This is a genomic window from Aestuariivirga sp., assembly GCF_041738905.1.
Lineage (GTDB): Bacteria > Pseudomonadota > Alphaproteobacteria > Rhizobiales > Aestuariivirgaceae > Aestuariivirga.
The window spans coordinates 38,409-63,055 of record NZ_JBGSOZ010000088.1; the positions used below are offsets into that span (position 1 = coordinate 38,409).

The 24,647-nt window shown below is 62.0% G+C and carries 21 protein-coding genes and 1 pseudogene; 16 read left to right on the plus strand and 6 right to left on the minus strand.

The annotated features are described in order from the left end of the window. The first annotated feature begins 1 nt into the window (after nt 1). Genes ACEW8Q_RS07910 through ACEW8Q_RS07925 form a run of 4 tightly spaced genes read left to right on the plus strand, consistent with a single transcriptional unit; the run spans nt 2 to nt 3,081 of the window. Nucleotides 2-412 (plus strand): hypothetical protein, encoded by a 411-nt coding sequence (locus tag ACEW8Q_RS07910; protein ID WP_373503511.1) that lies wholly within the window; start codon nt 2-4, stop codon nt 410-412. Then, the gene (queA, locus tag ACEW8Q_RS07915) at nt 412-1,470 is read left to right on the plus strand and encodes a tRNA preQ1(34) S-adenosylmethionine ribosyltransferase-isomerase QueA (protein ID WP_373503512.1); all 1,059 of its coding nucleotides are present in this window, start codon (nt 412-414) and stop codon (nt 1,468-1,470) included. Before ACEW8Q_RS07910 ends, queA begins: the two co-directional genes overlap by 1 nt. Next, nucleotides 1,467-2,609, plus strand: a complete 1,143-nt coding sequence (tgt, locus tag ACEW8Q_RS07920; protein WP_373503513.1) for a tRNA guanosine(34) transglycosylase Tgt — start codon at nt 1,467-1,469, stop codon at nt 2,607-2,609. The genes queA and tgt overlap by 4 nt, the downstream gene beginning before the upstream one ends. Nucleotides 2,610-2,637: 28 nt before the next feature. Further along, complete coding sequence (locus ACEW8Q_RS07925) at nt 2,638-3,081, plus strand: CoxG family protein (RefSeq protein WP_373503514.1); 444 nt, start codon at nt 2,638-2,640, stop codon at nt 3,079-3,081. 13 nt (nt 3,082-3,094) lie between these two features. On the opposite strand, the gene ACEW8Q_RS07930 is transcribed toward ACEW8Q_RS07925, so the two are convergent. The 4 genes from ACEW8Q_RS07930 to ACEW8Q_RS07945 all read right to left on the minus strand — a co-directional run bounded on the left by ACEW8Q_RS07930 (nt 3,095) and on the right by ACEW8Q_RS07945 (nt 7,158). Further along, entirely contained in the window at nt 3,095-3,910 is an 816-nt protein-coding gene (locus ACEW8Q_RS07930) for an ABC transporter permease (RefSeq protein WP_373503515.1), read from the minus strand. Then, nucleotides 3,900-4,847 carry an ABC transporter permease gene (locus tag ACEW8Q_RS07935; protein WP_373503516.1) on the minus strand — a complete coding sequence of 316 codons (948 nt, stop codon included), beginning with the start codon at nt 4,845-4,847 and terminating at the stop codon, nt 3,900-3,902. Before ACEW8Q_RS07935 ends, ACEW8Q_RS07930 begins: the two co-directional genes overlap by 11 nt. After that, nucleotides 4,844-5,857: an ABC transporter ATP-binding protein gene (locus tag ACEW8Q_RS07940; protein ID WP_373503517.1), complete on the minus strand. Its 1,014-nt coding sequence runs from the start codon at nt 5,855-5,857 to the stop codon at nt 4,844-4,846. The genes ACEW8Q_RS07935 and ACEW8Q_RS07940 overlap by 4 nt, the downstream gene beginning before the upstream one ends. A gap of 125 nt (nt 5,858-5,982) precedes the next feature. Next, a complete protein-coding gene (locus ACEW8Q_RS07945; RefSeq protein WP_373503518.1) occupies nt 5,983-7,158 on the minus strand; it encodes an ABC transporter substrate-binding protein in 1,176 nt (391 codons plus the stop codon). Between the two features lie 126 nt (nt 7,159-7,284). On the opposite strand from ACEW8Q_RS07945, the gene ACEW8Q_RS07950 reads away from it, so the two are divergent. The 10 genes from ACEW8Q_RS07950 to ACEW8Q_RS07995 all read left to right on the plus strand — a co-directional run bounded on the left by ACEW8Q_RS07950 (nt 7,285) and on the right by ACEW8Q_RS07995 (nt 17,540). Next, entirely contained in the window at nt 7,285-8,616 is a 1,332-nt protein-coding gene (locus ACEW8Q_RS07950) for an 8-oxoguanine deaminase (RefSeq protein WP_373503519.1), read from the plus strand. 14 nt (nt 8,617-8,630) lie between these two features. Further along, nucleotides 8,631-9,440 (plus strand): alpha/beta hydrolase, encoded by an 810-nt coding sequence (locus ACEW8Q_RS07955; RefSeq protein WP_373503520.1) that lies wholly within the window; start codon nt 8,631-8,633, stop codon nt 9,438-9,440. A 284-nt stretch (nt 9,441-9,724) separates the two neighbouring features. Beyond that, nucleotides 9,725-9,967, plus strand: a complete 243-nt coding sequence (locus ACEW8Q_RS07960) for a DUF2934 domain-containing protein (RefSeq protein ID WP_373503521.1) — start codon at nt 9,725-9,727, stop codon at nt 9,965-9,967. A 269-nt stretch (nt 9,968-10,236) separates the two neighbouring features. Beyond that, entirely contained in the window at nt 10,237-10,560 is a 324-nt protein-coding gene (gene clpS / locus ACEW8Q_RS07965; protein ID WP_373503522.1) for an ATP-dependent Clp protease adapter ClpS, read from the plus strand. Between the two features lie 3 nt (nt 10,561-10,563). Continuing rightward, a complete protein-coding gene (gene clpA / locus ACEW8Q_RS07970; protein ID WP_373503523.1) occupies nt 10,564-12,981 on the plus strand; it encodes an ATP-dependent Clp protease ATP-binding subunit ClpA in 2,418 nt (805 codons plus the stop codon). Between the two features lie 132 nt (nt 12,982-13,113). Continuing rightward, nucleotides 13,114-13,914 carry an ABC transporter ATP-binding protein gene (locus ACEW8Q_RS07975; RefSeq protein WP_373503524.1) on the plus strand — a complete coding sequence of 267 codons (801 nt, stop codon included), beginning with the start codon at nt 13,114-13,116 and terminating at the stop codon, nt 13,912-13,914. Between the two features lie 80 nt (nt 13,915-13,994). Further along, complete coding sequence (locus ACEW8Q_RS07980) at nt 13,995-14,795, plus strand: transporter substrate-binding domain-containing protein (protein ID WP_373503525.1); 801 nt, start codon at nt 13,995-13,997, stop codon at nt 14,793-14,795. Nucleotides 14,796-14,846: 51 nt separating this feature from the next. Continuing rightward, nucleotides 14,847-15,569 (plus strand): ABC transporter permease, encoded by a 723-nt coding sequence (locus ACEW8Q_RS07985; RefSeq protein WP_373503526.1) that lies wholly within the window; start codon nt 14,847-14,849, stop codon nt 15,567-15,569. 10 nt (nt 15,570-15,579) lie between these two features. Next, complete coding sequence (locus tag ACEW8Q_RS07990; RefSeq protein WP_373503527.1) at nt 15,580-16,377, plus strand: ABC transporter permease; 798 nt, start codon at nt 15,580-15,582, stop codon at nt 16,375-16,377. Continuing rightward, nucleotides 16,374-17,540 carry a M20 aminoacylase family protein gene (locus tag ACEW8Q_RS07995; RefSeq protein WP_373503528.1) on the plus strand — a complete coding sequence of 389 codons (1,167 nt, stop codon included), beginning with the start codon at nt 16,374-16,376 and terminating at the stop codon, nt 17,538-17,540. Before ACEW8Q_RS07990 ends, ACEW8Q_RS07995 begins: the two co-directional genes overlap by 4 nt. Here ACEW8Q_RS07995 and ACEW8Q_RS08000 read toward each other — a convergent pair. Continuing rightward, nucleotides 17,531-20,509: an NAD(P)-dependent oxidoreductase gene (locus ACEW8Q_RS08000; protein WP_373503529.1), complete on the minus strand. Its 2,979-nt coding sequence runs from the start codon at nt 20,507-20,509 to the stop codon at nt 17,531-17,533. The genes ACEW8Q_RS07995 and ACEW8Q_RS08000 overlap by 10 nt on opposite strands. A 184-nt stretch (nt 20,510-20,693) precedes the next feature. On the opposite strand from ACEW8Q_RS08000, the gene ACEW8Q_RS08005 reads away from it, so the two are divergent. Further along, the gene (locus ACEW8Q_RS08005; RefSeq protein ID WP_373503530.1) at nt 20,694-22,040 is read left to right on the plus strand and encodes a calcium-binding protein; all 1,347 of its coding nucleotides are present in this window, start codon (nt 20,694-20,696) and stop codon (nt 22,038-22,040) included. 177 nt (nt 22,041-22,217) lie between these two features. Next, complete coding sequence (locus ACEW8Q_RS08010) at nt 22,218-23,882, plus strand: alpha/beta hydrolase (RefSeq protein WP_373503531.1); 1,665 nt, start codon at nt 22,218-22,220, stop codon at nt 23,880-23,882. A 164-nt stretch (nt 23,883-24,046) separates the two neighbouring features. Here the strand turns inward: ACEW8Q_RS08010 and ACEW8Q_RS08015 are convergent. Next, nucleotides 24,047-24,647: pseudogene (locus ACEW8Q_RS08015) on the minus strand (hypothetical protein); the annotation flags it as partial.

Below are 24,647 nucleotides of genomic sequence, written 5' to 3' on the forward strand. Positions count from 1 at the left end.
CATGAAGAGAATTCTCGCCGCCGCGGTTCTCGTCTCGGGCATGGCGCTTCCCGCCCATGCCACGGAATGGATGGACTGCGGCGACGGGGACGACAAGGTAACCTTCCGCGTCCTGCTTGGCATGATGCCGGTCATCTCCATCAACTCGATCGAAATCGAAGCCGCCGGACAGAAGTGGTCGAACACCGGTACGGCCGGCGCCATTCCGGTCATGGTTGGACAGGCTTTCGAAACGGCGGACCAGGTGTGGATCGACGTCACCGATGACAACATCAACAGGGTCGTCGCCAGCCTCCGCGTCTTCAAGGGCTTCGAGGACAAAGCTGCGGAAGGCATGAACGCGGATGCCAAGGGCGGGATACTGCATCTGCCGGGCATCGGCGTGTGGCCGGTGTCCTGTTCCGGGCCCTGATGCGCGTTTCCGATTTCGATTTCGAGCTTCCGCCGGAGCGGATCGCTTTGCGCCCGGTATCGCCTCGCGACTCATCCAGACTGCTGGTCGTGAAGCCTGATGGTCTGGAAGACCGTGTCTTCCATGACATCCCGCAGTTCCTGCGGAAGGGCGATGTGCTCGTCTTCAACAATACGCGGGTCATTCCCGCGGCGCTTTCCGGTCACCGCATTGGACGGCTGGGCACCACGCCGAAGATCGAAGCTCTTTTGCACATGCGCCTCGATGGTCACCGCTGGAAGGCCTTCGCCAAGCCCGGCAAGAAGCTGCAAGCGGGTGACCGCATCCAATTCGGACGGGAAGGAAAAGCGTGTCTTCTTGGTGGTTTGGAGGCAACGGTTGAGGAGAAGGGCGAAGCGGGAGAGATCACGCTCGCCTTCGATTTTTCCGGGCCAGTGCTGGACGAGGCCATCGCCGCCGTGGGCGAGATGCCGCTCCCGCCCTACATTGCGGGAAAGCGCGGGACCGACGAGCGCGATGCCGTCGACTACCAGACCATCTATGCCGAGAAAGAAGGCGCCGTCGCCGCGCCGACGGCCGGTCTACACTTCACGCCGGACTTGATGAAACGACTCCAACAATCTGGAATATCGACGGAATTCGTTACGTTGCATGTGGGAGCCGGAACCTTCCTGCCGGTGAAAGCCGAAGACACGGCCGATCACAGGATGCATTCCGAATGGGGAGAGGTGACGGCGGACACCTGCGCGCGCCTCAAGGCCGCACGCGCTGCCGGTGGCCGGATCGTGGCCGTCGGCACGACGTCGCTGCGGCTTCTGGAAAGCTCCGGGCTGGAACCTTTTTCAGGTACGACGGACATTTTCATCACGCCCGGCTATCGGTTCAAGGCGGTCGATCTGCTGGTCACCAATTTCCACCTGCCGAAATCGACACTCTTCATGCTTGTCTCGGCCTTCGCCGGGCTGGACCGCATGCGGGCCGCCTATGCCCATGCCATCGCGAATGACTATCGGTTCTATTCCTATGGCGACTCCAGCCTGCTATTCCCGGCGTCATGACGACAGAACCAAAAACCGCTGAATTCGGCTTTACGCTCCACACCACCGATGGCGCTGCCCGCCTTGGCACCGTTCGCACGCTCCATGGCGACATCCGCACGCCGGCCTTCATGCCGGTGGGCACCGTCGGCACCGTGAAGGGCCTTTACCTCGATCAGGTTGAGGAAACGGGCGCCGACATCATCCTCGGCAACACCTATCACCTGATGCTGAGGCCCGGTGCGGAGGAGGTGGCGAAGCTTGGCGGCCTCCATCATTTCATCGGCTGGAAGCGGCCGATCCTGACCGACTCGGGCGGCTTCCAGATCATGTCGCTGTCGAAGATCCGCAAGATCACCGAGCAGTCCGCGATGTTCCAGTCGCATATCGATGGCAAGAAGCACGAGCTTTCGCCGGAACGCGCCATGGAAATCCAGCGGCTGCTCGGCTCCGATATCCAGATGCAGCTCGACCAGTGCCTCGAATATCCGCACACCGAGAAGGATGCGGAGAAGGCCATGCAGCTCTCACTCCGCTGGGCTGACCGCTCCCGCAAGGCTTTCGGGCGTCAGCCGGGCAGGGGCAATTTCGGCATCGTGCAGGGCGGCATCAACGAGCGCCTGCGCCGCGAGAGTGCCGAGGGGCTGAAATCCATCGGCTTCGAGGGCTATGCCATCGGGGGCCTGGCCGTGGGCGAGGGCCAGAAGCTGATGCTGGAAGCCATCGGCTTCACCGAACCGCACCTGCCAAAGGACCGGCCGCGTTACCTGATGGGTGTGGGCACGCCGGAGGACATTCTGGAATCGGTCGCCCGCGGCATCGACATGTTCGACTGCGTGATGCCCACCCGCTCCGGCCGCCATGGCCAGGCCTTCACGCGCTTCGGCAAGATCAACCTGCGGAATGCAAAGCACGCAACCGACAATCGTCCGCTGGATGCCGAGCATCCGTGCCCGGCCCTGTCGAAATACTCGCGCGCCTACCTCCATCACCTCATCCGCTCGGGTGAGCTCTTGGGCATGATGCTGCTGTCATGGGCCAACATCGCGTATTATCAGTCGCTGATGCAGGGTATCAGGCAGGCCATCTCGGAAGGCCGCTTCGAGGAATTCCGGACTGCGACGAAGGAACAGTGGAAACGCGGCGACGTGGCGGCATAATCGCCCGAAAACTTGGGAGGACGACGACATGAACCTATCCGACGAGGTGATCATCCCCGTGCCGCGCCAGAAGGTGTGGGAAGCGTTGAACGATCCTGAAATCCTGCGTCAGTGCATTCCGGGCTGCGAGGAGATCATCAAGAGTTCCGACACCGACATGTCGGCCCGCGTGACGGTCAAGATGGGACCGGTGAAGGCCACCTTCAAAGGCGCCGTGACGCTGTCCGATCTCGATCCCCCCAATGGGTACCGGATTGCGGGCGAGGGCAAGTCCATGATGGGCGGCGCAACGGGTGGCGCCAACGTGCGGCTTGAGGATGTGCCCGAGGGAACCAAGCTCAGCTATGACGTCGATGCCCAGGTGACAGGCAAGATCGCCAGCCTCGCCCAGCGCTTCATCGAGCCGACGGCGCGCCAGCTCTCGGCACAGTTTTTCGAGAAGTTCGCCGAAGTGGTGGGTGGCCCCAAATAGGGGCCGCGCCCACCTATTTGCCGGAGCCGCCCGTGTGCTCTCCCTCGCGCGTCAGGTAATAGGCAGCGAGGATCGGGATGAAGGTGACGGCGATGACAAAGATCGCCACCACGTTGGTCACCGGCCGCTGGCGTGGGCGGATCAGTTCATTCAGCATCCAGATCGGCAGTGTCGCCTGCTGGCCTGCCGTGAAGGTGGTGACGATCACCTCGTCGAACGACAGGGCGAAGGCCAGCATGCCGCCCGCCAGCAGGGCCGAGCCGATCTGCGGCAGCACCACATGGCGGAAGGTCTGGAAACCGTCGGCGCCCAAGTCCATCGAGGCCTCGATCATGCTGCCGCTGGTGCGCCGGAAGCGCGCCAGCGCATTGTTGTAGACGACGACGATGCAGAACGTGGCGTGGCCCAGAACGATGGTCCAGGTGGAAAACGGAATGTCCATCATGCTGAAGGCCGAGCGGAGCGAAATGCCGGTGATGATGCCTGGAAGCGCGATTGGCAGGATGAACAGCAGCGAGACATAGTCACGCCCGAAGAACCTCGCGCGTGAAACGGCCGCCGCGGCGCAGGTGCCGAGCACCAGCGCAATCGCGGTCGCGATGCTGGCGACCTTCACCGACAGCCACATGGCGTCCCAGATGTCCTGGCGCCCCCACACCACGCCAAACCACTTCCATGTCAGCCCCGGCGGCGGAAACTGATAGCTCTTTTCCTCCGTTGTGAAGGCATAGAGAAAGATCAGCAGCAGCGGCACATGCAGGAACAGCAGGCCCCCGAATGCGGCGATCTTCAGCGCCGTTGGTGCGCGCGATAATCCATCAGAGCGCATCGAATGCTCCCATCTTCTTGGCGATGGTGAGGTAGATGAGCATGATCACGATCGGCACCACGGTGAAGGCGGCAGCGAGTGGAATGTTGCCCGCCGTTCCCTGCAGCGTATAGACCGCCTGTCCGAGGAAGTAGCTCGAATTGCCGATGATCTGCGGGATGATGTAGTCGCCGAGCGTCAGCGAGAAGGTGAAGATCGACCCGGCGATAAGGCCCGGCAGCGCCAAAGGCAGGATCACCGTCCGGAATGTCTGACGGGGATGCGCGCCCAGGTCAGCTGATGCTTCGATCAGGTTGCCCGGCACGCGCTCGAGCGCAGCTTGCGTCGGCAGGATCATGTAGGGCAGCCAGACATAGCAGAAGACCAGGAACGTCCCGAGGTAGCTGATCGACAGCGAAGGACCTCCGATAATCGGAATGGCGAGGATCGCGTCGAGCAGCCATGTCAGGTGAAGCTGTGCGGCAAACCAGCTAACGATGCCTTCCTTGGCGAGGATCAGTTTCCAGGCATAGACCTTCACCAGGTAGCTCGACCACAACGGCAGCATGATGAGGAGGTAGAACAGGGCCTTCCACTTCCCCTTCGCATAGCGGGCCGCATAGTAGGAAATGGGAAACGCCAGAACGGCGCAACCGATGGTGACGGATACTGCCATCACCAGTGACCTGATGATCACGTCGAGATTGGAAAGCCGGAAAAGTTCGGCATAGGTCGAGAGCGTGAATTCGTAGACGATGAAGCCCGAAAACTCGTCGATATAATAGAAACTGTGCAGCAGCAGCGCCAGCAGCGAGCCGAGGTAGACGATGCCCAGCCAAAGTATTGGCGGCAGCAGCAGGAGCATCAGGAGCCAGAGCGGATGGCGGAACAGCACGTCCGAAAGGCGGCGGAACAATCCGCCCTCGGTACTCACGACTGCGACAGCGGAGGTATTCACCGTTCGCGCCCCATCACATGCACGGATTCAGGTGACCAGTGCAGCGTCAGCTTCTCTCCGTCCGCAAACCTGCCGAGCGAGGAGGGCGCCATGACATTGAGGGCTGAACCGTCGACCGTCACCGTGTTGAGGCGCGTCCCCGCACCCTGATAATGCACGGCGCGGACGGTCACCACGGCGGACATCATGCCTGCGGGGATCGCGCCGCTGCGTTCGATGGCGATCTTCTCCGGCCTCAGGCTCGACCAGCGCGCGGCACCGCCGGAGGCTTTCGAGAAGTCCGGCGACAGCACGTTCGAGGATCCCACGAAATCTGCGACGAAGCGCGTTTCGGGCCGCTCGTAGATGTCTTCCGGCGTGCCGACCTGAACGATCTTGCCGTCGTTGAAGATCGCAACGCGGTCGGCCATCGAGAGGGCTTCCCCCTGATCATGCGTGACGAAGACGAAGGTGATGCCGAGATTGCGCTGCAGGGTTTTCAGTTCCACCTGCATCTGTTCGCGGAGCTTGAGGTCGAGTGCGCCGAGCGGTTCGTCCAGCAACAACACCTTGGGCTGGTTGACGAGTGCGCGCGCGAGCGCCACGCGCTGCCGCTGCCCGCCCGACAATTGCGATGGCCGGCGGCCGCCAAAACCGGGAAGTGCGACGAGGGCAAGAGCCTCTTCAGCCTTGGCGTCGCGCTTGGCCTTGTCGACACCCTTCACCATCAGGCCGTAGGCGACATTGTCCAGCACCGTCATGTGCGGGAACAGCGCATAGTCCTGGAAGACGGTGTTGACGTTTCGGCGATAGGGCGGAACGCCCTCAGCGGTCGCGCCGAAAATCTCGATGTGGCCCGACGATGGCTGCTCGAAGCCGGCGATCAGCCTCAGGCAGGTTGTCTTGCCGGAACCCGAGGGGCCGAGCATGGCGAAGAACTCGCCTTCCGCGATGTCGAGTGAAACGTCATCGACGGCGCGCACGGTGCCGAAATGTCGGCTGACATGCTGAAAACTGACGGCAGTGGTCATTTGAACTATCCATACGCCTATGCAGTCATCGCCGGACGAGTTCCGGCGACCCAAGGTTCAACTGGCGCGTGAGCTGAAGAGTGGGTCCCCGGGCCAAGCCCGGGGAAGACAGATGTGTAAAGGTATTAGCGTCCGCCGAGCACCGCGATCATGTCTGTGACCCAGCGGTAGTAGGGCACGCAGCCGGCTGACTGGCTTTCGCACTTGGCGACGGGCGTGCGCCAGAAGTGGATCTTCTCGAAGTTTTTGATGCCGTTGGTTTCGCAGCCCTTGTCCGTCAGAAGGGCATTGCCCGTGCAGGCGGCGGGAACCGAGGGCACTGAACCGAACCACGCTGCGAGGTCACCCTGCAGCTTCGGATTGATCGAGTGCTCGAGCCACATATAGGCGCAATTCGGATGCGGCGCATCGGCGTGCATCATGGTCGTGTCGGCCCAGCCCGTGGCGCCTTCCTCGGGGATCGTCGAAGCGATCGGGGTCTTCTCCATCGCGGCCTTGTCGGCCTGCAGGATGTTCACCTGGAAAGGCCATGACGACGACGCGACGACGCCCTCGTTCTTGAAGTCGTCAATCTGGATGAACGCGTCATGCCAGTAGCGGCTGACCAGCACCTTTTGCGCGCGCAACAAGTCGAGGGCCGCCTTGTACTGCTCTTCGGTCAGCTCGTAGGGGTCCTTGATGCCGAGTTCGGGCTTCTTCGCCATCAGGTAGAGTGCCGCGTCGGCGATGTAGATCGGTCCGTCGAAGGCCTGGACGCGGCCCTTGTTGGACTTGCCGTCCGGCAGGTTCTGTTCTTCAAAAACCACTGACCAGCTCTTGGGGGCCTCCGGGAAGACCTTGGTGTTGTAGGCCAGCACGTTGGCGCCCCACTGGTAGGGAACGCCATAGTGCACGCCGCCGACCGTGTGCCACGGCGAGGACTGCAGGCGCTCGTCCACCGTTTTCCACGATGGGATCAGGTCGGTATTGACCGGTTGCACGCGCTTGCCCGAGATGAGGCGGAGCGAGGCATCGCCCGAGGCGGTGACGAGGTCGAAACCGCCTTCGTTCATCAGCGCGACCATTTCGTCAGACGTGCCGGCGGTCTTGATGTTCACCTTGCACTGGGTCTTGGCTTCGAAATCCGTTACCCAGTCGAAGGCCTTGTCGGTTTCGCCGCGCTCGATGTAGCCGGGCCATGCCACGATATCGACCTGGCCTTCGCCCGGTCCGATTTCCTTTTTCATCTCCTGGGCCAACGCGAGGCTGGTCACAGCGCCAAGCGCCGCAAGAGACGCGACCGCTTTCATCATGAAGGTCATGTGTTCTTTTCTCCCTGTGGGCTCTTGTTACGATGCGCCTGTTGGCAGCACCACACAGCCCGTGCGATGTATTGTGAACCGAAGTCCGGGCGGAGTTCAACCCCTATGGGGGTAAAAGGGGGTTAAATGGCGAGCCTGCACATCAAGACTCCCCTTGCGGTGCTGGCTGATGACTGCGCAGGCGGAATTGTGGTGCGTGACGGGCGGATCGCTGAACTTCTGCGTGTCGGTCAAAGGCCGTCCTCACCCGTCGACGAGGTCTTCGATGCGTCCCGGCATGTCGTTCTGCCGGGTCTGGTCAATACCCACCATCATTTCTACCAGACGCTGACGCGGGCGCACCCTCAGGCCATCAACAAGAAACTTTTCGACTGGCTGAAGGCGCTTTACCCGGTGTGGTCGCGCCTCACGCCGGATTCGATGCGGATCGCCACCAGGCTGGCGCTGACCGAACTCCTGATGTCAGGCGTGACCACGACATCGGACCATCACTACCTGTTTCCGTCAGACCTCGACGACGCGATGGACATTCAAGTGGAGGAGGCGCGGAAACTCGGCATCCGCATGACGGTGACGCGCGGTTCCATGAACCTGTCGGAGAAGGACGGCGGATTGCCGCCCGATTCGGTGGTGCAAGACGAGGATGAGATCCTCGCGGACTGCGAGCGCGTCATTGCCAAGTATCATGAGCGGGGCGAGGGGGCGGCGATCCAGATTGCCCTCGCGCCATGCTCGCCGTTCTCGGTCACCAAGTCCCTGATGACCGCATGTGGCGCACTGGCCGAGAAACACGACTGCCGCCTGCACACGCACCTGGCCGAAACGCATGACGAAGACGAATTCTGCAAGTCCATGTTCGGCATGAGTCCGCTCGACTATCTGGAGAATGTCGGCTGGCTCAACGATCGCACCTGGCTCGCCCATGGGATTCACTTCTCGGAAAGTGACGTGAAACGCCTCGGCCGTCACGGAGTAGGGGTCTGCCATTGCCCCACCTCGAACATGATGCTCGCCTCGGGCCAGTGCCGCACGCGTGAACTTGAGGCTGCGGGCGCACCTGTCGGGCTGGGCGTCGATGGGTCGGCCTCCAATGACTCTTCGAACCTGATGGAAGGCGTCCGCCACGCGCTGATGATCAACCGCCTGACCTATGATGCCTCGGTGACCCACCTCGATGCACTGCGTTGGGCCACGCAAGGCTCGGCCCGATGCCTGGGCCGCTCCGACATCGGCGAGATTGCAGTCGGCAAGCAGGCCGATCTTGCGCTGTTCACGCTGGACGAACTGCGGTTTTCAGGCGCGGGCGACCCCATCGCCGCCCTTGTGCTCTGTGGCGCCCACAGGGCGGATCGCGTCATGGTGGCAGGCCAATGGAAGGTCATCGATGGATGGCCCGTCGACATCGATATCGCACAACTCCGCGCCGCCCATGGCGCGGCAGCACTCTCGTTCCTCTGACAGCCGGTGAATCCATGACAATCGATGACGAGTACAACAACCGCGCGATGGTGCCGGATCATCCCCGCATCATCATCGACTGGCACCGCGATGCAAAAGCCTATCGCGACAGCTCCCGCAACGACCTCGACATCGCCTATGGCGCACACGACCGCAACCGGCTGGACATGTTCTATCCGGAAACCGATGCCGGTGGCCCACTCGTGGTCTTCATCCACGGCGGCTATTGGCGGTCCTTCGACAAGTCGGTGTTCAGCCACATGGCGGCGGGTGCAAATGCCCATGGGCTCACTGTCGCGGTGCCGAGCTACTCCCTCTGCCCGGCAGTGACGATTCCCGGCATCATCGATGAAATCCGACAATGTTGCCTTTTCCTTGCGCGCGAACATGGCCGCAGGCTGCTGGTGACGGGGCATTCGGCTGGCGCCCACCTGGCGGCCTGCATGGCTGCAACCGACTGGTCGGGCTATGGCGCCCGTGCCGATCTGGTGCAGGCGTGTTTCAGCCTGAGCGGCGTGTTCGACCTTCGGCCGTTGATGGCGACCACGCACAACGCTGACTTGCGACTCACGCCGATTGATGCCCTGGCGGCAAGTCCTCTACTCTGGCCGATGCCGAACCAGCTGCCCTTCGACAGTTGGGTGGGCGGGGTGGAAAGCTTTGAATTCCTGCGCCAGGCCCGGTCACTAGCCGCAGCCTGGGAGGGCCTCGGCTTGCCATGCCGCTACGAAGTGGTGCCGGGCGAAAACCATTTCTCGGTCCCGGCGGGGTTCGCCCAACCTGAACACCCGATCACCCTGAGGCTGCTGGAACTCTCCCGCTGATCCGCCGTCCTGCCATGGCACGCCATCTGCAACGTTCTGTTCAGACGGACCGCAGTGTCCCACGGAGGAACAGATGGCAAGGAAGTTCTTGAAGATCGGCGGATTGTATCTCGCCTATGAGATCACCTCGACCGCAGCTCTTGCCGCCGCCGTGGCCTATGGCATCCAGCTGCCCGGCTTCTGAAATCTGGAACGTCTGGTCAAAATTTGATGCAGCGCGAAACGATTATTGCATTGCACAAATTCTTGGCATAGTGAGAATCACCCCAACAAAGGTGATTCACATGACCACTCTCTCCGTCCTCGTCGAAGACCGTGTCCGCGCCATCGCGCACTCACTCTGGATCGAGGAAGGCATGCCGGAAGGCCGCGCCGAGAGCCATTGGTTCAAGGCGCTTGAACTGGTGAACGCCGAGGCCGCTGAGCCGGCCGTTGCCGCAACCGTCAAGGCTCCTGCCAAGCCGAAATCCAAGGCGCCTGCTGCCGCTGCGAAGAAGGCTGCTCCGAAGGCTCGCACCAAGGCCTGATCCGGACTCGATAAACAATGGGGCGGGAGATTTTCCGCCCCTTGAATATTTCTTGAGCAGGCCGTCCGTTTCCGAGCGGCCCCACGACGCCGGTTGAGAGTTGGCCTCCCGGCGCGGGCAATGCCCAGCGGCAGTCTCTGAAAACAGCAGGGAAACATGGTGATTCCGGCCTGTTGCCGCACGGCAGTGCGCGGCTTGCGCGGCACCGTCCCAATTTGGCCGTGAAAAGACCCTCCCATTTCGCTGCGAAGCAACTATATACTTGAGCCATGCCGAAGCAGCCTGTTCACAAGGACGACAATCAGACGGGTGTCATCACCCGGACTGAGACGAAGACGAAGAAGCCTTCTCTCTATAAGGTTCTGTTGCTCAACGACGACTACACACCGATGGAATTCGTCGTGCACGTGCTTGAGCGGTTTTTCGGCAAGGGACGCGAAGAGGCGACCCGCATCATGCTGCACGTCCACCAGAAGGGCGTTGGCGTATGTGGTGTCTATACGTTTGAAGTGGCGGAGACCAAGGTGACCCAGGTCATGGATTTCGCCCGGAACCACCAGCATCCCCTCCAGTGCACGATGGAAAAGGAATAGGCCATGCCGACATTCTCCCGCAGTCTCGAAAAGGCGCTCCACCGCGCCCTTGCACTGGCCAACGAACGCCGCCACGAATACGCGACGCTCGAACACCTGCTTCTGTCTCTCACCGACGACAAGGACGCAGCCGCGGTGATGAAGGCCTGCAACGTCGATCTCGACGTGCTCCGCCGCAGCCTGACCACCTACATCGACACCGAACTGGGCCAGATGATCGCGGCTGACCGCGAGGATTCGAAGCCGACAGCCGGATTCCAGCGTGTCATCCAGCGCGCCGTCATCCATGTCCAGTCGTCTGGCCGCGAGGAAGTGACCGGCGCCAACGTGCTGGTCGCCATTTTCGCAGAGCGCGAGAGCCATGCCGCCTTCTTCCTGCAGGAGCAGGACATGACCCGCTATGACGCGGTGAATTACATTTCGCACGGCATTGCCAAGCGCTCGGGCCTGTCCGAGACGCGGCCCGTGCGCGGCGTCGACCAGGACCAGCAGGGCGCCTCAGGCAACGCCGAGAACAACGAGGAAGGCACGTCGGCCAAGAAGAAGGGCGACGGCGATGCGCTCGACGCCTATTGTATCAATCTCAACAAGAAGGCCGCCGAGGGCAAGGTCGATCCGCTGATCGGCCGTGAGCCGGAAGTGCGCCGCACCATCCAGATCCTCTGCCGCCGCCAGAAGAACAATCCGCTGTTCGTGGGCGATCCGGGTGTCGGCAAGACCGCCATCGCTGAGGGGCTCGCCCGCAAGATCATCAATGGCGATGTTCCGGAAGTGCTGCTGAACTGCACGGTCTATCAGCTCGACATGGGCGCACTTCTCGCCGGAACCCGCTATCGCGGCGATTTCGAGGAACGCCTTAAGGCGGTCGTGAAGGAAATCGAATCCCGCCCCGGCGCCATCATGTTCATCGACGAAATCCATACGGTGATCGGTGCGGGCGCCACGTCAGGTGGCTCCATGGATGCCTCGAACCTCCTGAAGCCGGCGCTCGCCAATGGCGCGCTCCGCTGCATCGGCTCGACCACCTACAAGGAATACCGCCAGCATTTCGAGAAGGACCGCGCATTGGTCCGCCGCTTCCAGAAGATCGACGTGAACGAGCCGTCGATCCCGGATGCCATCGAGATACTCAAGGGACTGAAGCCCTACTACGAGGAGTTCCACAAGGTCCGTTACACCGATGACGCGATCGAGACGGCGGTGCAACTATCGGCCCGCTACATGGCCGACCGCAAGCTGCCCGACAAGGCCATCGACGTGATCGACGAGACCGGCGCATCGCAGATGCTGGTGGCCGAGGGCAAGCGCCTCAAGGTCATCGGTGTCCCTGAGATCGAAGCCACAATCGCCACCATGGCCCGCATTCCGGCCAAGACGGTGTCGAAGGACGATGCCTCGGTACTGAAGAACCTTGAACTGGAACTGAAGCGCCTGGTGTTCGGCCAGGAAAAGGCTATCGAGGCGCTCGCCTCATCGATCAAGCTGGCGCGTGCTGGCCTCCGCGAGCCCGAAAAGCCCATCGGCTGCTATCTCTTCTCCGGCCCCACCGGCGTCGGCAAGACCGAGGTTGCCAAGCGCCTCGCCGAGGTCATGGGCGTCAACATGCTCCGCTTCGACATGTCCGAATACATGGAGCGCCACTCCGTCTCGCGGCTGTTGGGCGCGCCTCCCGGATATGTCGGTTTCGACCAGGGCGGGCTGCTCACCGACGGCATCGACCAGCATCCCTATTCGGTGCTGCTGCTCGATGAAATCGAGAAGGCCCATCCGGACATCTACAATATCCTGTTGCAGGTGATGGACCACGGCAAGCTGACGGACCACAACGGCAAGTCGGTCGACTTCCGCAACGTGATCCTCATCATGACGACCAACGCCGGCGCGCAGGACATGGCCCGCGCCGCCATCGGCTTTGGCTCCAGCGTCCGCGAGGGCGACGACATGGAAGCGATCCAGCGGCTGTTCACGCCGGAGTTCCGCAACCGTCTCGATGCGGTCATTCCCTTCGGCCATCTGCCGCCGGAAGTCGTCCGCAAGGTCGTCGAGAAGTTCGTGTTGCAGCTCGAAGCCCAGCTCTCCGAGCGCCAGATCAACATCGAACTGTCTTCGGAAGCAGCCGATTGGCTGGCGAAGAAGGGCTACGACAACGCCATGGGCGCGCGTCCTCTGGCCCGTGTCATCCAGGAACAGGTCAAGAAGCCGTTGGCCGAGGAAGTTCTGTTCGGCAAGCTGTCGAAGGGCGGCACCGTGCGCATCCTGCTGAAGGATGATGCGCTGCACTTCGACTATCTCGGCCGTGACGAGGAAAAGGTTCTGCCCAAGGCGGTCGAACGCAAGGCCCTGCCGCGCGCCAAGGCGGAAAAGGGGTCAGAACCGAAGAAGGCGGCGCCCAGGCGCAAGCCGAAGGCCAAGACCGACTGACGGTGCGGCTGGTCAATTTGACGGCACGAGGCGTGAAAAACCGGCAAACTGCTCAATTGCAGTTGCCGGTTTTCTTGTTATTCTACCCCCCATAAGAACAAGGGCCGAACCGGCCTATCGGGGAGTAACGGCGTGGCGAAAGCTGCAACGCAGGCAAACGGCGACCGCGCGGTCGCGGTCAGGGTAAACGATCTGCATAAGCGCTTCGGCGAACTCGAGGTCCTGAAGGGCGTGTCCCTGCAGGCGAAGGAAGGTGATGTGGTCTCCATGATCGGGGCATCCGGCTCCGGCAAGTCGACCTTCCTCCGCTGCATCAATTTCCTCGAGATGCCGACGTCGGGCGAGATCGAGGTGACCGGCGAGCAGGTCGCCCTCACGCGCCACAAGGACGGCAACCTGCATCCGTCGAACCGCCACCAGCTTGAACGGATCCGCACCCGGCTCGGCATGGTCTTCCAGAGCTTCAACCTGTGGCAGCACATGACGGTGATGCAGAATGTCATCGAAGCGCCGGTCCATGTGCTGGGGGTACCCAGGGCCGAGGCCATCGAGCGTGGTGAGAGGTTGCTGCACAAGGTCGGCCTCTACGATAAGCGCGACCAGTATCCCGCCTTCCTGTCGGGAGGCCAGCAGCAGCGCGCGGCGATTGCGCGGGCGCTGTGCATGGATCCCAAGGTGATGCTGTTCGACGAGCCCACGTCCGCGCTCGATCCCGAACTCGTGGGCGAGGTTCTGAAGGTCATCCGTGACCTTGCGGAAGAGGGCCGCACCATGATCCTCGTGACGCACGAGATGAAGTTTGCACGCGACGTGTCGAGCCACGTCATCTACCTCTACAAGGGTATTATTGAGGAAGAAGGCCCGCCAGCCCAGGTGTTCGGCGCGCCGAAGAGCGACCGCTGCCGCCAGTTCGTGTCCGCCCTTCATTCCTGAGTTGGCGGCATCAACCAATTATGTTTAGCTTTCATCATCACGGCGGGCACAAGCCCACCGGAAAACACAGGGAGAACCAGATGAAGTTTACGCGCCGTTTCGTATTCGCAGCCGCAGCTGCCGCCATGATGGCTGGCAGTGCGCCCGCCATGGCTGACATCAAGTTCGGCGTCGCCGCCGAGCCCTATCCGCCCTTCTCCTCGAAGGATGCGTCGGGCACCTGGGTCGGCTGGGAAATCGACCTGATGAATGCCGTCTGTGCACAGATGAACGAGAAGTGCGAACTGGTTGAAGTGGCGTGGGACGGCATCATCCCGGCCCTCACCTCGAAGCAGATCGACGTGATCTGGTCCTCGATGTCGATTACCGGCGAGCGCAAGCAGACCATCGACTTCACCGATATGTACTACAACACGCCGACAGTGATCATCGGCGCCAAGACCGGCGACCTCGACATCACGCCCGACCACCTCAAGGGCAAGGTTATCGGCGTTCAGGTTTCGACCATCCACGAGAAGTACCTGCAGAAGTACTATGCGGCCGCGGGCGCCGAGCTCAAGACCTATGCCACGCAGGACGAGGCCAACAACGATCTCGCTGCCGGCCGTCTCGACTATGTGCAGGCCGACGGCTCGGCCCTCGACGCCTTCCTGAAGACGGAGCAGGGCACCGCCTGCTGCGAGCTCAAGGGCCAGGTGGCCGACGATCCGGAAATCCTCGGCGAAGGCGTCGGCGGCGGCATCCGCAAGGAAGACACCGCCCTCAAGGACAAGCTGAATGCGGCGATCGCCGAACTGGCAACAGCCAAGAAGTTCGATGAGATCACCGCGAAGTACCCGGATCTTGTGGGGAAGATGATCACGCCGGGCGGTGGCAAGTAGACTGACAGGGGCCCGCCGCGAAAGCAGCGGGCCCACTTCGTTTGGGGCATCATGGCAGACAAACCCGGCTTTCCTGAAATCCTGTCCTTCGGTCCCACGGGCTACGGCGACGAACTGCTGTGGGGCGCGGCGATGAGTATCAGCATCGCCGTTCTGGCCTATGTGCTGGGCCTGCTGATCGGCATCACCGGCGCACTCGGCAAGCTCGGTGGAAGCGACCTGACAAAGAAGGTCTTGAACGGCTACACCACGCTTGTCAGGGCAGTGCCGGAACTCATCCTCATACTGCTTTTGTATTACGCCGGCACGTCGGCGCTGAACGTGTTGCTGGAGTCGCTCGGGCTCGGCGCAATTGCCATCAATGGCTTCATCGCCGCCGTATGCGTTTTGGGGTTTGTCCAGGGCGCCTATTCAACGGAAGTTCTTCGAGCCGCAATTCAGGCCATTCCCATTGGCCAGATCGAGGCCGCGCGCGCCTATGGCATGTCTCCGTTTCTCCAGTTCCGCCGGATCACGCTTCCTGCCCTGTTGCCCTTCGCCATTCCGGGGCTCGCCAATCTCTGGCTCATCGTCACCAAGGACACGGCGCTTCTCGCTGTCGTCGGTTACACCGAGCTCACGCTCGCCACGCGCCAGGCCGCTGGCAACACGAAGATGTATTTCACCTTCTTCCTGATGGCCGGGGGGATCTATCTCCTCATAACGCTCATCTCGCAGCAAGGCTTCGGCTGGCTCGAGAGGCGCGTTCGCCGCGGCCAGCGGGTGCTGACTTGAGGTCGTGGCCATGAGCATCAACGCCCTCAAGCTTGTCGCGAAAACCCTGATTTATGGAGCGCTGCTTACTCTCGGCGTCCTGATTCTCTATTGGCTGTTCTTCCATTCGGTTTGGTCGTGGCTGCCGAACTACCTTCCCCTTCTTCTGAAGGGACTGTGGCTCACCATCCAGTTGCTTGTTCTCTCGGTCGTCCTGGGCGGGTTGCTGGCAATACCGATCGGGCTTGTGCAGGTCACTGGTCCGCCGCCGCTCGCCTGGGCAGCCAAGGCCTTCTGCACTGTCATACGCGGCACGCCGCTGCTCGTGCAGCTTTGGCTCATCTACTACGGCCTCGGTTCTCTCTTCCCGCAGATCGGCCTCGCCTTTCCGGGTTTCAAAGAGAACTTCATGTGGCTCATCCGGCTGGATGCCTTCTACTATGCGGTGCTGGCGTTCACGCTGAGCTTCGCTGGCTATGAGGGCGAGATCATGCGCGGCGCATTCCTGGGCGTGCCGCGTGGCGAGCTGGAAGCCGCCCGGGCCTTTGGCATGTCGCCATGGAAGGTGTTGACGCGCGTCTGGTTCCCGCGCGCGGTCCGCTTGGTGTTGCCCACACTCGCGGGCGAAACGGTCTTGCAGCTCAAGTCGACTCCGCTTGCCTTCACCGTGACCGTCATGGATCTCATGGGGGTCACATCCAAGATCAGGCAGGACACATTCCGCATCTTCGAACCCCTGATGCTGCTCGCAGTCATTTACATGTCCTTGACCTTCCTGATCGTCTACGCGTTCAGCTTTATCGAAAAGATGGTACCCCAGAAGCGATGATCGAAGACATTCTGAAAAGGCATCAGGCGGAACTCACTGCCATCCGCCGCGATCTCCATGCGCATCCCGAAATGCTGTTCGAGGAAGTCCGAACGGCGGGCGTCGTGGCGCAGGAACTGGAACGCCTTGGCTTCAAGGTCGCAACAGGCATCGCCAAGACGGGCGTTGTCGGCACGCTGACCAACGGCTCGTCGCGCCGCACCATCGGCATCCGCGCCGACATGGATGCCCTGCCGATCCAGGAACAGACCAACCTGCCCTATGCTTCGAAGTTCCCCGGCAAGATGCACGCCTGCGGCCATGACGGCCACACGACGATGCTGCTGGGCCTTGCGCGCTATCTTGCCGAGACGAAGCGCTTCGACGGCACCGTGCACCTCATCTTCCAGCCCTCGGAGGAAGACGAAGGTGGCGCGCTGCGGATGATCGAGGACGGGTTGTTCAAGCGCTTTCCGTGTGACGCGGTCTATGCCCTTCACAATCTTCCGGGCGAGGAATTTGGACAGATTCTGGTGAGGCCCGGCCCGATCACGGCGGCCGTCGACATTGCTGGCATTACCGTGCGGGGCGTGGGCGGCCATGGCGCTGTTCCTCACAAGGCGATCGATCCTATTGTGGCTGCGTCGAGCCTCGTTCTGGCGTTGCAGTCCATCTTATCGCGCAATCTCGATCCCCATGACCCGGCGGTGATCACCGTCGGCTCGATCAATGGCGGCTCGATGGCGACTGTCATCCCAGAGGAGGTCAAGCTTCTGGTCGGCGTGCGGACCTGCAGCAAGCCGGTGCGCGACATGATCCTCGGCCGCATCCGTGAACTCGCCGCGTCACAGGCAAAGTCCTTCGGCTGCACCGCGGAAGTCGATTTCGGCAGCGAAAGCTGGAGCTATCCGGCAGGCACCAACACAGCGCCCGAAGCCGCACTCGTGCGCGACGTTGCGCTCGGCATGGGGCAGGACCCGGCGAAGGTCGACATGCGCGGCCCCTTCATGTTCTCGGAAGATTTCGCCTACATGCAGGAAGTCGTGCCGTCATGCTACCTTGGGCTGGGCGCAGGGCCGGGGCCGATGCTTCACGACCCAGGCTACAATTTCAACGATGCGCTTCTGGTGACGGGCCCCGCCTTCTGGGCAAGGCTCGTCGAGAAGGCCCTGCCTCAGGTATAGGGCCCCTCGATCCCCAGCTTCCGCATCAGCGTGGCATACTGGTTGAAGCTCTTCACCAGTGCCGCGCCATGGCGTTCGATCAGCATCTGGCGGCGCTCGTCCGTGTCGGCTGTGGCAAGTGCTCCCCAGATCGCCGCCATGGCCTCTGCACCCGCCCGCGCTGAATTGACATCGGCCGTGCCGTCGAGCGCCCGCGCAATGGTCTGGCCGGAACACCTGCCAACGCCCGCTACCGTCATTGCTCCGCCCACTGAATATCCCTCCGGAAGGTCGCCCTTGAGGTTGACGACCTCCCTGTAGCGGATGGCATCCATGATCTGGTTCACGGCCTGCTTGGCGCCTTCGACCCGCGAGACATGCTCCGTGTCGGCCGCCGCATGGGGGAGGAGTTCGATGCGTCCGGGATACTTCTCCGCGAGCGGCAGGTAGGGCGCCATTGGACCCGAGACGGCGCCGGTATCCGCGTTGACGAAGAGATCCGCGTCAATTGCCGCATGACGCACCTTGCCGCTCGCCATCGCGGCATCAAGGGCACCGGCATCGACACATTCGCCGCGGTCGTAGTTGATGACGATGGCACCATCGTTGAGTGCGGCGAGAACCGCGTCATTCACCACATTGGCATTGGCGAACTTGCCTGTTGCCGCATTGAGCGGCCCCAGACCCGTGTGAACTGAAATCACATCCGCACCACGCGCGGCGTCTTCCGGCGCCGCTGCGAAGTCGAAGCCTTCGGACTCGATCCATTCGCGGTGGCGCGGGCGTGCGTGGACGGCAACCGTCATGCCGAAGGCCTGTGCCAGCTTCGCCATCTCGCGCCCGATATTGCCGTAGCCGATGATGCCGAGGCGCTTTCCCTCGAGTTTCTCCGTGGGGAAGTCCTTGAGGTCGCGGCCCGTGTCGAAGGCGCCAGCCGCCGTGCGCCGGTGCATTTCTTCGACGGGAAGGTCGGGGCAGACTTTCAGCAGGGCCTTGAAGGCCATCTGAGCCGTGGCGCGGCTGTTGAACGATGGCGTGTTCATCAGCGGCGCTTCACCGCCTTCGCCGTTGCCGCCGCCCCAGGAGGCCGATCCCATGTTGCCGGTGCCCGCACCGATGCGCACGCCGCCATGGGCGAAGACGCCTTCCTTCGGCAGGAATGTCGCCGCCGCGATCACGGCATCGTACTGGCCCTTGTCCGTTAACGGACGGATCTCATCCGGCTTCGACAGGTGCGGCTGATAGAAGAAGTGGATCTTGCCCTTCTCCAGCTTGCCGGCGTCCGCCGCAGCGCCGTCGTGGAACACGCCGCCATGCGCCTCGACATGGGCCTTCACGGCGGAGTGGTCCGGCTTGCCATCCGGGCCGAACTTGAGGCCGATGAAATCGCAGACCAGAACCTTGTAGGCCCGGTTCGGGTCGTCCTTCCGCACGCGATCGGAGGCTGACGGCGCGGGTGGGAAGCTGATGCCGTGCCGCGCCAGTTCCTCTTCCATCACCACGATGCGGGCGCGGTGATAGGCATATTTCAGATTGTCGAGCAGGGCCGTGATGTCTTCCACCGGCCTGATGCCGCCGATCCAGGCGCGGTAGTCGCCAGGGGTTCCGGGGAAGGCATTCACATAGCGAGCAACATCGAGACCGCTTTCATGCTCGCCGTTCGGATGAGTGATGCCGTCATAGGACAGAAGCTGCTTCGAGCGCGCGATGATGCGGGCATGGATGGCCGGGTCCGTGACGGCGGCATCCTTGACCTTGATCAGCGTGACGGCGGCGCCGCGGTGCTCCGCACTGGTGACGCCGAGTTCCAGCAGGCTCGAATTGCTCATCCATTCGTTGATGGCCGCGCGGTTGGCTTCCGAGCGGCGGTTCATTTCAGCCACCGGGCCGATCTTCTTTTCGACCCGCAACAATCCGAAGGTCGTCTCCGCGAAGGCGAGCGTCGAGAACGTGTTGATGACGCCGCCCAGCATCTTGTTCAGTTCGGGATCATAGATCGGTCCCAGCTTCACGCTGCGCTCGCCGCTGAGCGGCATTTTGGGATCGGCGGGTGCTGCAAGCTTCAACTGCCGGGGAATGGCCCATGACGGCTTCTTCTGGTTTTCCTCCACCAGCGCCAGCGCCTGCGGCGTGAACGACACGAGGAAGTAACCGGAGACGCCGCCGATGGCCTTCTGGAACGGCATGAACAGGCAGCATTTGCTCATCACCTGCGAGACGATCTCCGGCCCCCACGGCATTGCCCCCAGCATCGAGGTGGCATCCAGCACCGCATGGTGCTCGGCGGGGTTCCGGTCGATCCAGTCGAGCAGGTTGAGGATGTCCGCCTTGGAATATGTCGTGGCGCCGGTCGTCTCGTGGCCGACGCCGAAGAACACCTTGATGCCCATGCGCTCCAGCAGGTCGGAGGAGGGAATGCCGCCTTCCGCCTTGGCGAAGTGGATGCGCGATTCATCGCCGCTCCTGGCGTAGCGCATCATTTCAACAATTTGTGCACCCCAGCTCTGACGGAAGAAACCCGATGCCTTGGCGGGCTCGGATTCAGGCGCCGGTGTATCGACGTATACGTGCTGGGCGGTATCGTTCACGGTGAGGAAATGCAGCGCGCAGACCGTGAAACCGGAATGCCCGCCGCCCAGCCCGACGGCCATGCGGTTGGATTTCGGAAACTCGAAATAGCGGTGGATCTCGCGCATCATGTCGAGCAGGAATTTATCAGCCGGATAGCCGCGGTGCATCGACCGCCCGATCTCGGCAGCCGTGAAGGACCCCACATCGCGGCCCATGTCGTCCAGCTTGCGGTAGTTGGCCTCAAGCCAGTGCTCGAATTCAAAGCGGATCATGCGGCTGTCGGCCTCGTCACGGGCCATGTCGGTGATCGGGCCAACGCCGAAGAAGGGATTGATGGTGCGCTGCGGAGGGCCACCGGACGTCGCGGCAATCGAGTTGTTCTGTGCGGCCTTCAGGTGGCTGATGATGTCGTGGTCCAAGAGATCCTCCCGCGTTTACCGCGACGCTAGACGAAAAGCTTCCTGTTGCTGCCGTTCAAAAGCGTCATGTTGAACGACCATTCTCCCCCGGTATGAAAAACGCAAACCCTTTCATTTCCACATTCGCGCCGCTACAGTCGCCGCAGAGGGACAAGACTTTGAGACATCAACAGAGGAACGGAACATGGCAGGAAACGTAGTAATTCAGACAGCAGCCGGGAGTGACATCGTCAGCTTCTCGACAGCGATTCTCAGCAGCATCAAGTCGGCGAAGTTCACGGCGAAGATCGTCACAATTATCGGCAACAACGGGGACAAGTTCACCGTCAAGGGCACGTTCAATTATGCCGACCCTGCCAATCCGTCCTTTGCTGGCTTCCTCGGCGGGACGGCAACCGGTGCCACACTGACTGACGGTGCAGTCGTCTATGCGACCATGACGGGCTTCAGTGTCGATGCCGTGGCTGCTGTCGGCGCATTATTGGGTGTCGATGTAAATGCGTTCCTGGCCACATTCGGGTCCATCAAGTACATTGGCAATGACGGAGCCGACATTGGCACCGGACTGAGCGCCGATGATGATCTGTCGGGCGGGCTGGGTGACGACGATCTCAAGGGAAGCGATGGCGACGACATCATCGAGGGCGGCGCGGGGGCCGATACGCTCTCCGGTGGACGTGACATCGATACACTGTCCTACAAGAATTCGTCCGCAGCCGTTAAGGTGAGCCTTACAGGAACGGCCAAGGGAGGCGATGCAGCCGGCGACACCTTCGTCGGCTTCGAGAACCTGACTGGTTCTGCGTTCAACGACAAGCTCACCGGTACGAACAATGTCAACATTCTGGATGGTGGCGCAGGCAATGACATCCTGCGCGGTCTGGGGGGAGCTGACGAGTTGCTGGGCGGCAGCGGCACCGACACGGCTGACTACACCGGTTCCAACGCCGGTGTGACAGTCAACCTCGAAGCTGACACAGCCTCGGGCGGTCATGCCCAGGGTGACGTACTCGAATCGATCGAGAATCTCACGGGCTCATCCTTCAACGACACGCTCACCGGCGACAACCTTGCAAACGTGCTCAAGGGCGGCGCCGGCAACGATGTGCTCGATGGCGGCGTCAACGCCGACAAGCTCGATGGCGGCGGTGGCAACGACAGGCTGATCGGCGGACAGAGTGTCGATACGCTCTTCGGCCGCGGTGGCGCCGACACCTTCGTGCTGTCGAATCTTGCGTCCAGCGCCGACAAAATCCGGGACTTTGCGGCCGGGGTGGACTCGCTCGAGATCGACGCCGCGCTTTTCGGTGGCGGGCTCACTGGTGGCGTGGCCCTTGCTGCCGGACAGGTGGAAGTGAATGGCACCGGCCTCGCCAGCACGGGCGCGGTCCGGTTCATCCTCAACTCGAACACGGGCGAACTGTTCTTCGACGTGAACGGCAGCGGCGGCGGAGCAACCGGCAGCCGCCTCATCGCCACCCTCGACGGAACGCTTGGCGGCTTCTCCAGCAGCGATTTCGATATCGTCTGATTGGCCAGCCCCTGACGAAAGCCGGGCCGCGTCAAGCGGTCCGGCGTTTCATTTCGAAAGAGATATGAAGGATCGCCTTGACCTCCGCGCGGACGGATTCCGCCAGCACAATTGACACTTCACCCGTTCGCTGCACAGTCTTGATTTTCAGAACAGGCACTCCAGTTCCAGGTTAGCATGACACAGTCGCCCGCCCCATTCACCGACAGGCCACTGCTTTCCGGTCTTCATCCACTGGGAATCGTTCTCGGCGCGCTCGCCTTTCTGGCGGCACTGTCACCCAGCCTGATCCCGCGAACCGGACTGCTGCAGGGCGTGGTAGCGGGGCTGGCCTTCGCGGCCCTCTATGGCGCAGGCGTGCTGCTGGGCGTGCTGTGGACATGGCTGGAACTGCCAGCACCGGGCAAGCAGCATCATGGCATCATCAGCCGTGTGGCCATGGTCCTCGCCGCCCTGATCATCCTCTATGGGCTGTCCAGCGCCACGGATTGGCAGAATGCCATTCATGAGGTGATGAAGATGCCTCCGGTCGAGTCGGCGCGCCCCTTCACCATTGCAGGCGTGAGCCTTGCGGTGATGGTGATCATCCTCTTCTTCTCCCGCCTTTTCCGGCGAGCGACGATCATCGTGGCGGCGCGCATGGGCCGCCTGGTGCCGCAGCGCATCGCCTATCTTGGCGGCTTTGTCACGGCCTGCCTCGTGTTCTGGATGATCGGGAACGGCGTTCTCGTGAACGGGGCATTCCGCGTGCTCGACGGCATGTACCGCAGGGTCGATGCACTGATCCCACCCGATTTCAATGCCCCGGCCGATCCTTTCAAGACAGGCAGTCCAGCGTCACTCGTGTCATGGGAAAGCCTTGGCGCCCAAGGGCGCGAGCGCGTTGCCACGGTGCCGGCCCAGGCTGATATCGCAGACATCACAGGACAGGCCGCAAACGAGCCGCTGCGCGTCTATGTCGGTCTCAATTCGGGAGAGGATCCGCAGCAGCGGGCCGAACTGGCCCTGGCCGAGATGATCCGCATCGGCGCCTTCGAGCGCGCGGCAGTTGTGATCGCCACGCCGACCGGCACAGGTTGGGTCGATCCTTCGGGCATGGCCCCTGTCGAGATCCTGCTCCGGGGCGATGTCGCATCAGTCTCGGTCCAGTATTCCTATCTGCCCAGCTGGCTCGCTCTGCTGGTCAATCCCGAGTATGGCGCCGAGACGGCGCAAGCCGTGTTCCGGAGCGTCTACGGTCACTGGCGCAACCTTCCTCGTGACACGCGCCCGAAACTCTATCTCTTCGGTCTCAGCCTCGGTTCGTTGAACTCCGACATCTCTGCTGACTTCTTCGACATCGTGGGCGATCCCTACAACGGCGCTCTCTGGGTCGGCCCGCCCTTTGCGAGCCGCACCTGGAATGACGTCACCGCGCAGCGCGACAAGAGCAGCCCCGCCTGGCTGCCGCGTTTTCGCGATGGCTCACTGTTCCGGTTCACGTCTCAGGTGAACGCTCTCAACCTGCAGGGTTCAGGCTGGGGACCGGTCAGAATGGTCTATCTGCAATACGCTTCGGACCCCATCACATTCTTCGAAACGGCAAGCTTGTGGCGCCGCCCGGCCTGGATGATTGAGCCGCGCGGTCCCGATGTATCGCCAAGACTGGCATGGGTGCCGGTCGTGACCTTTCTCCAGTTGCTCTGCGACATGATGACGGCAACCACGACGCCACGCGGAGTCGGGCACGTCTATGCAGGCAAGCACTATCTCGATGGCTGGGCCGCGGTCACCGAGTCGGAAAACTGGACAGAAGCAGATCTCGAACGCGTGCGGACCTGGCTCGCCAAGCACGATCTGTAAGTCAGGCGCATCCCTGCCTCCATTCACGGCGGCATGTTTAAAGTCCACCAGTTGTGCGCGCGTGCTCGACCGACCATGAAAAAGACCGGGGCACGTCGCGTGGCCCGGCCTTCTGTTCTCAATGCTGTTGGCCGCCCGGCGGCGGCGGCCCGCGTTGACTCTCGTCAGATCACTTCGAAATCGGCCGCTGTCACCGCGAGGCCCGCTGCCAGCTTGGCGAACTGCACCTGTGCGTTGCCGCCGGTGCCATCGGAATCGTAGTAGAGATTGCCGGTCACGGAATCATAGATGATGCGGTCTGAAGCATCGCCCGCGGCGGCGCCTATGAAGAACTTGGCGTTTCCAAGCGCTCCCGCAGCCAACCCGCCGCCTGAGAACACGGCATTGTCGATCTGGATCAGATCGTCAGCCACGGAGAAGTTGTTGATGGTGTCCACGTTGTCGACGCTGCTGAGCACGGAGTTGAAAACGAAGGTATCGGCATCGGCACCACCGTCCATGGTGTCGTTTCCGGTGCCGCCATTCAGCGTGTCGAGCCCGGAGTCGCCTTGCAGGTAATCGTTGCCAGCCGCTCCGATCAGGTCGTCGTTGCCGATGCCGCCATACATGGTATCGGCTCCGTTGCCGGGGATGTCCCGCTCAATGTAGAAAATTGGAGTGAGGTTGGCGTTGCTCTCCTCGAGCCGTAGGCTCGGGGTGTTCAATCCTGAATGGAGAGCAACACCATGAAGAAAGCTACCACGTCTATCGAGGCGCTTGCCAGTG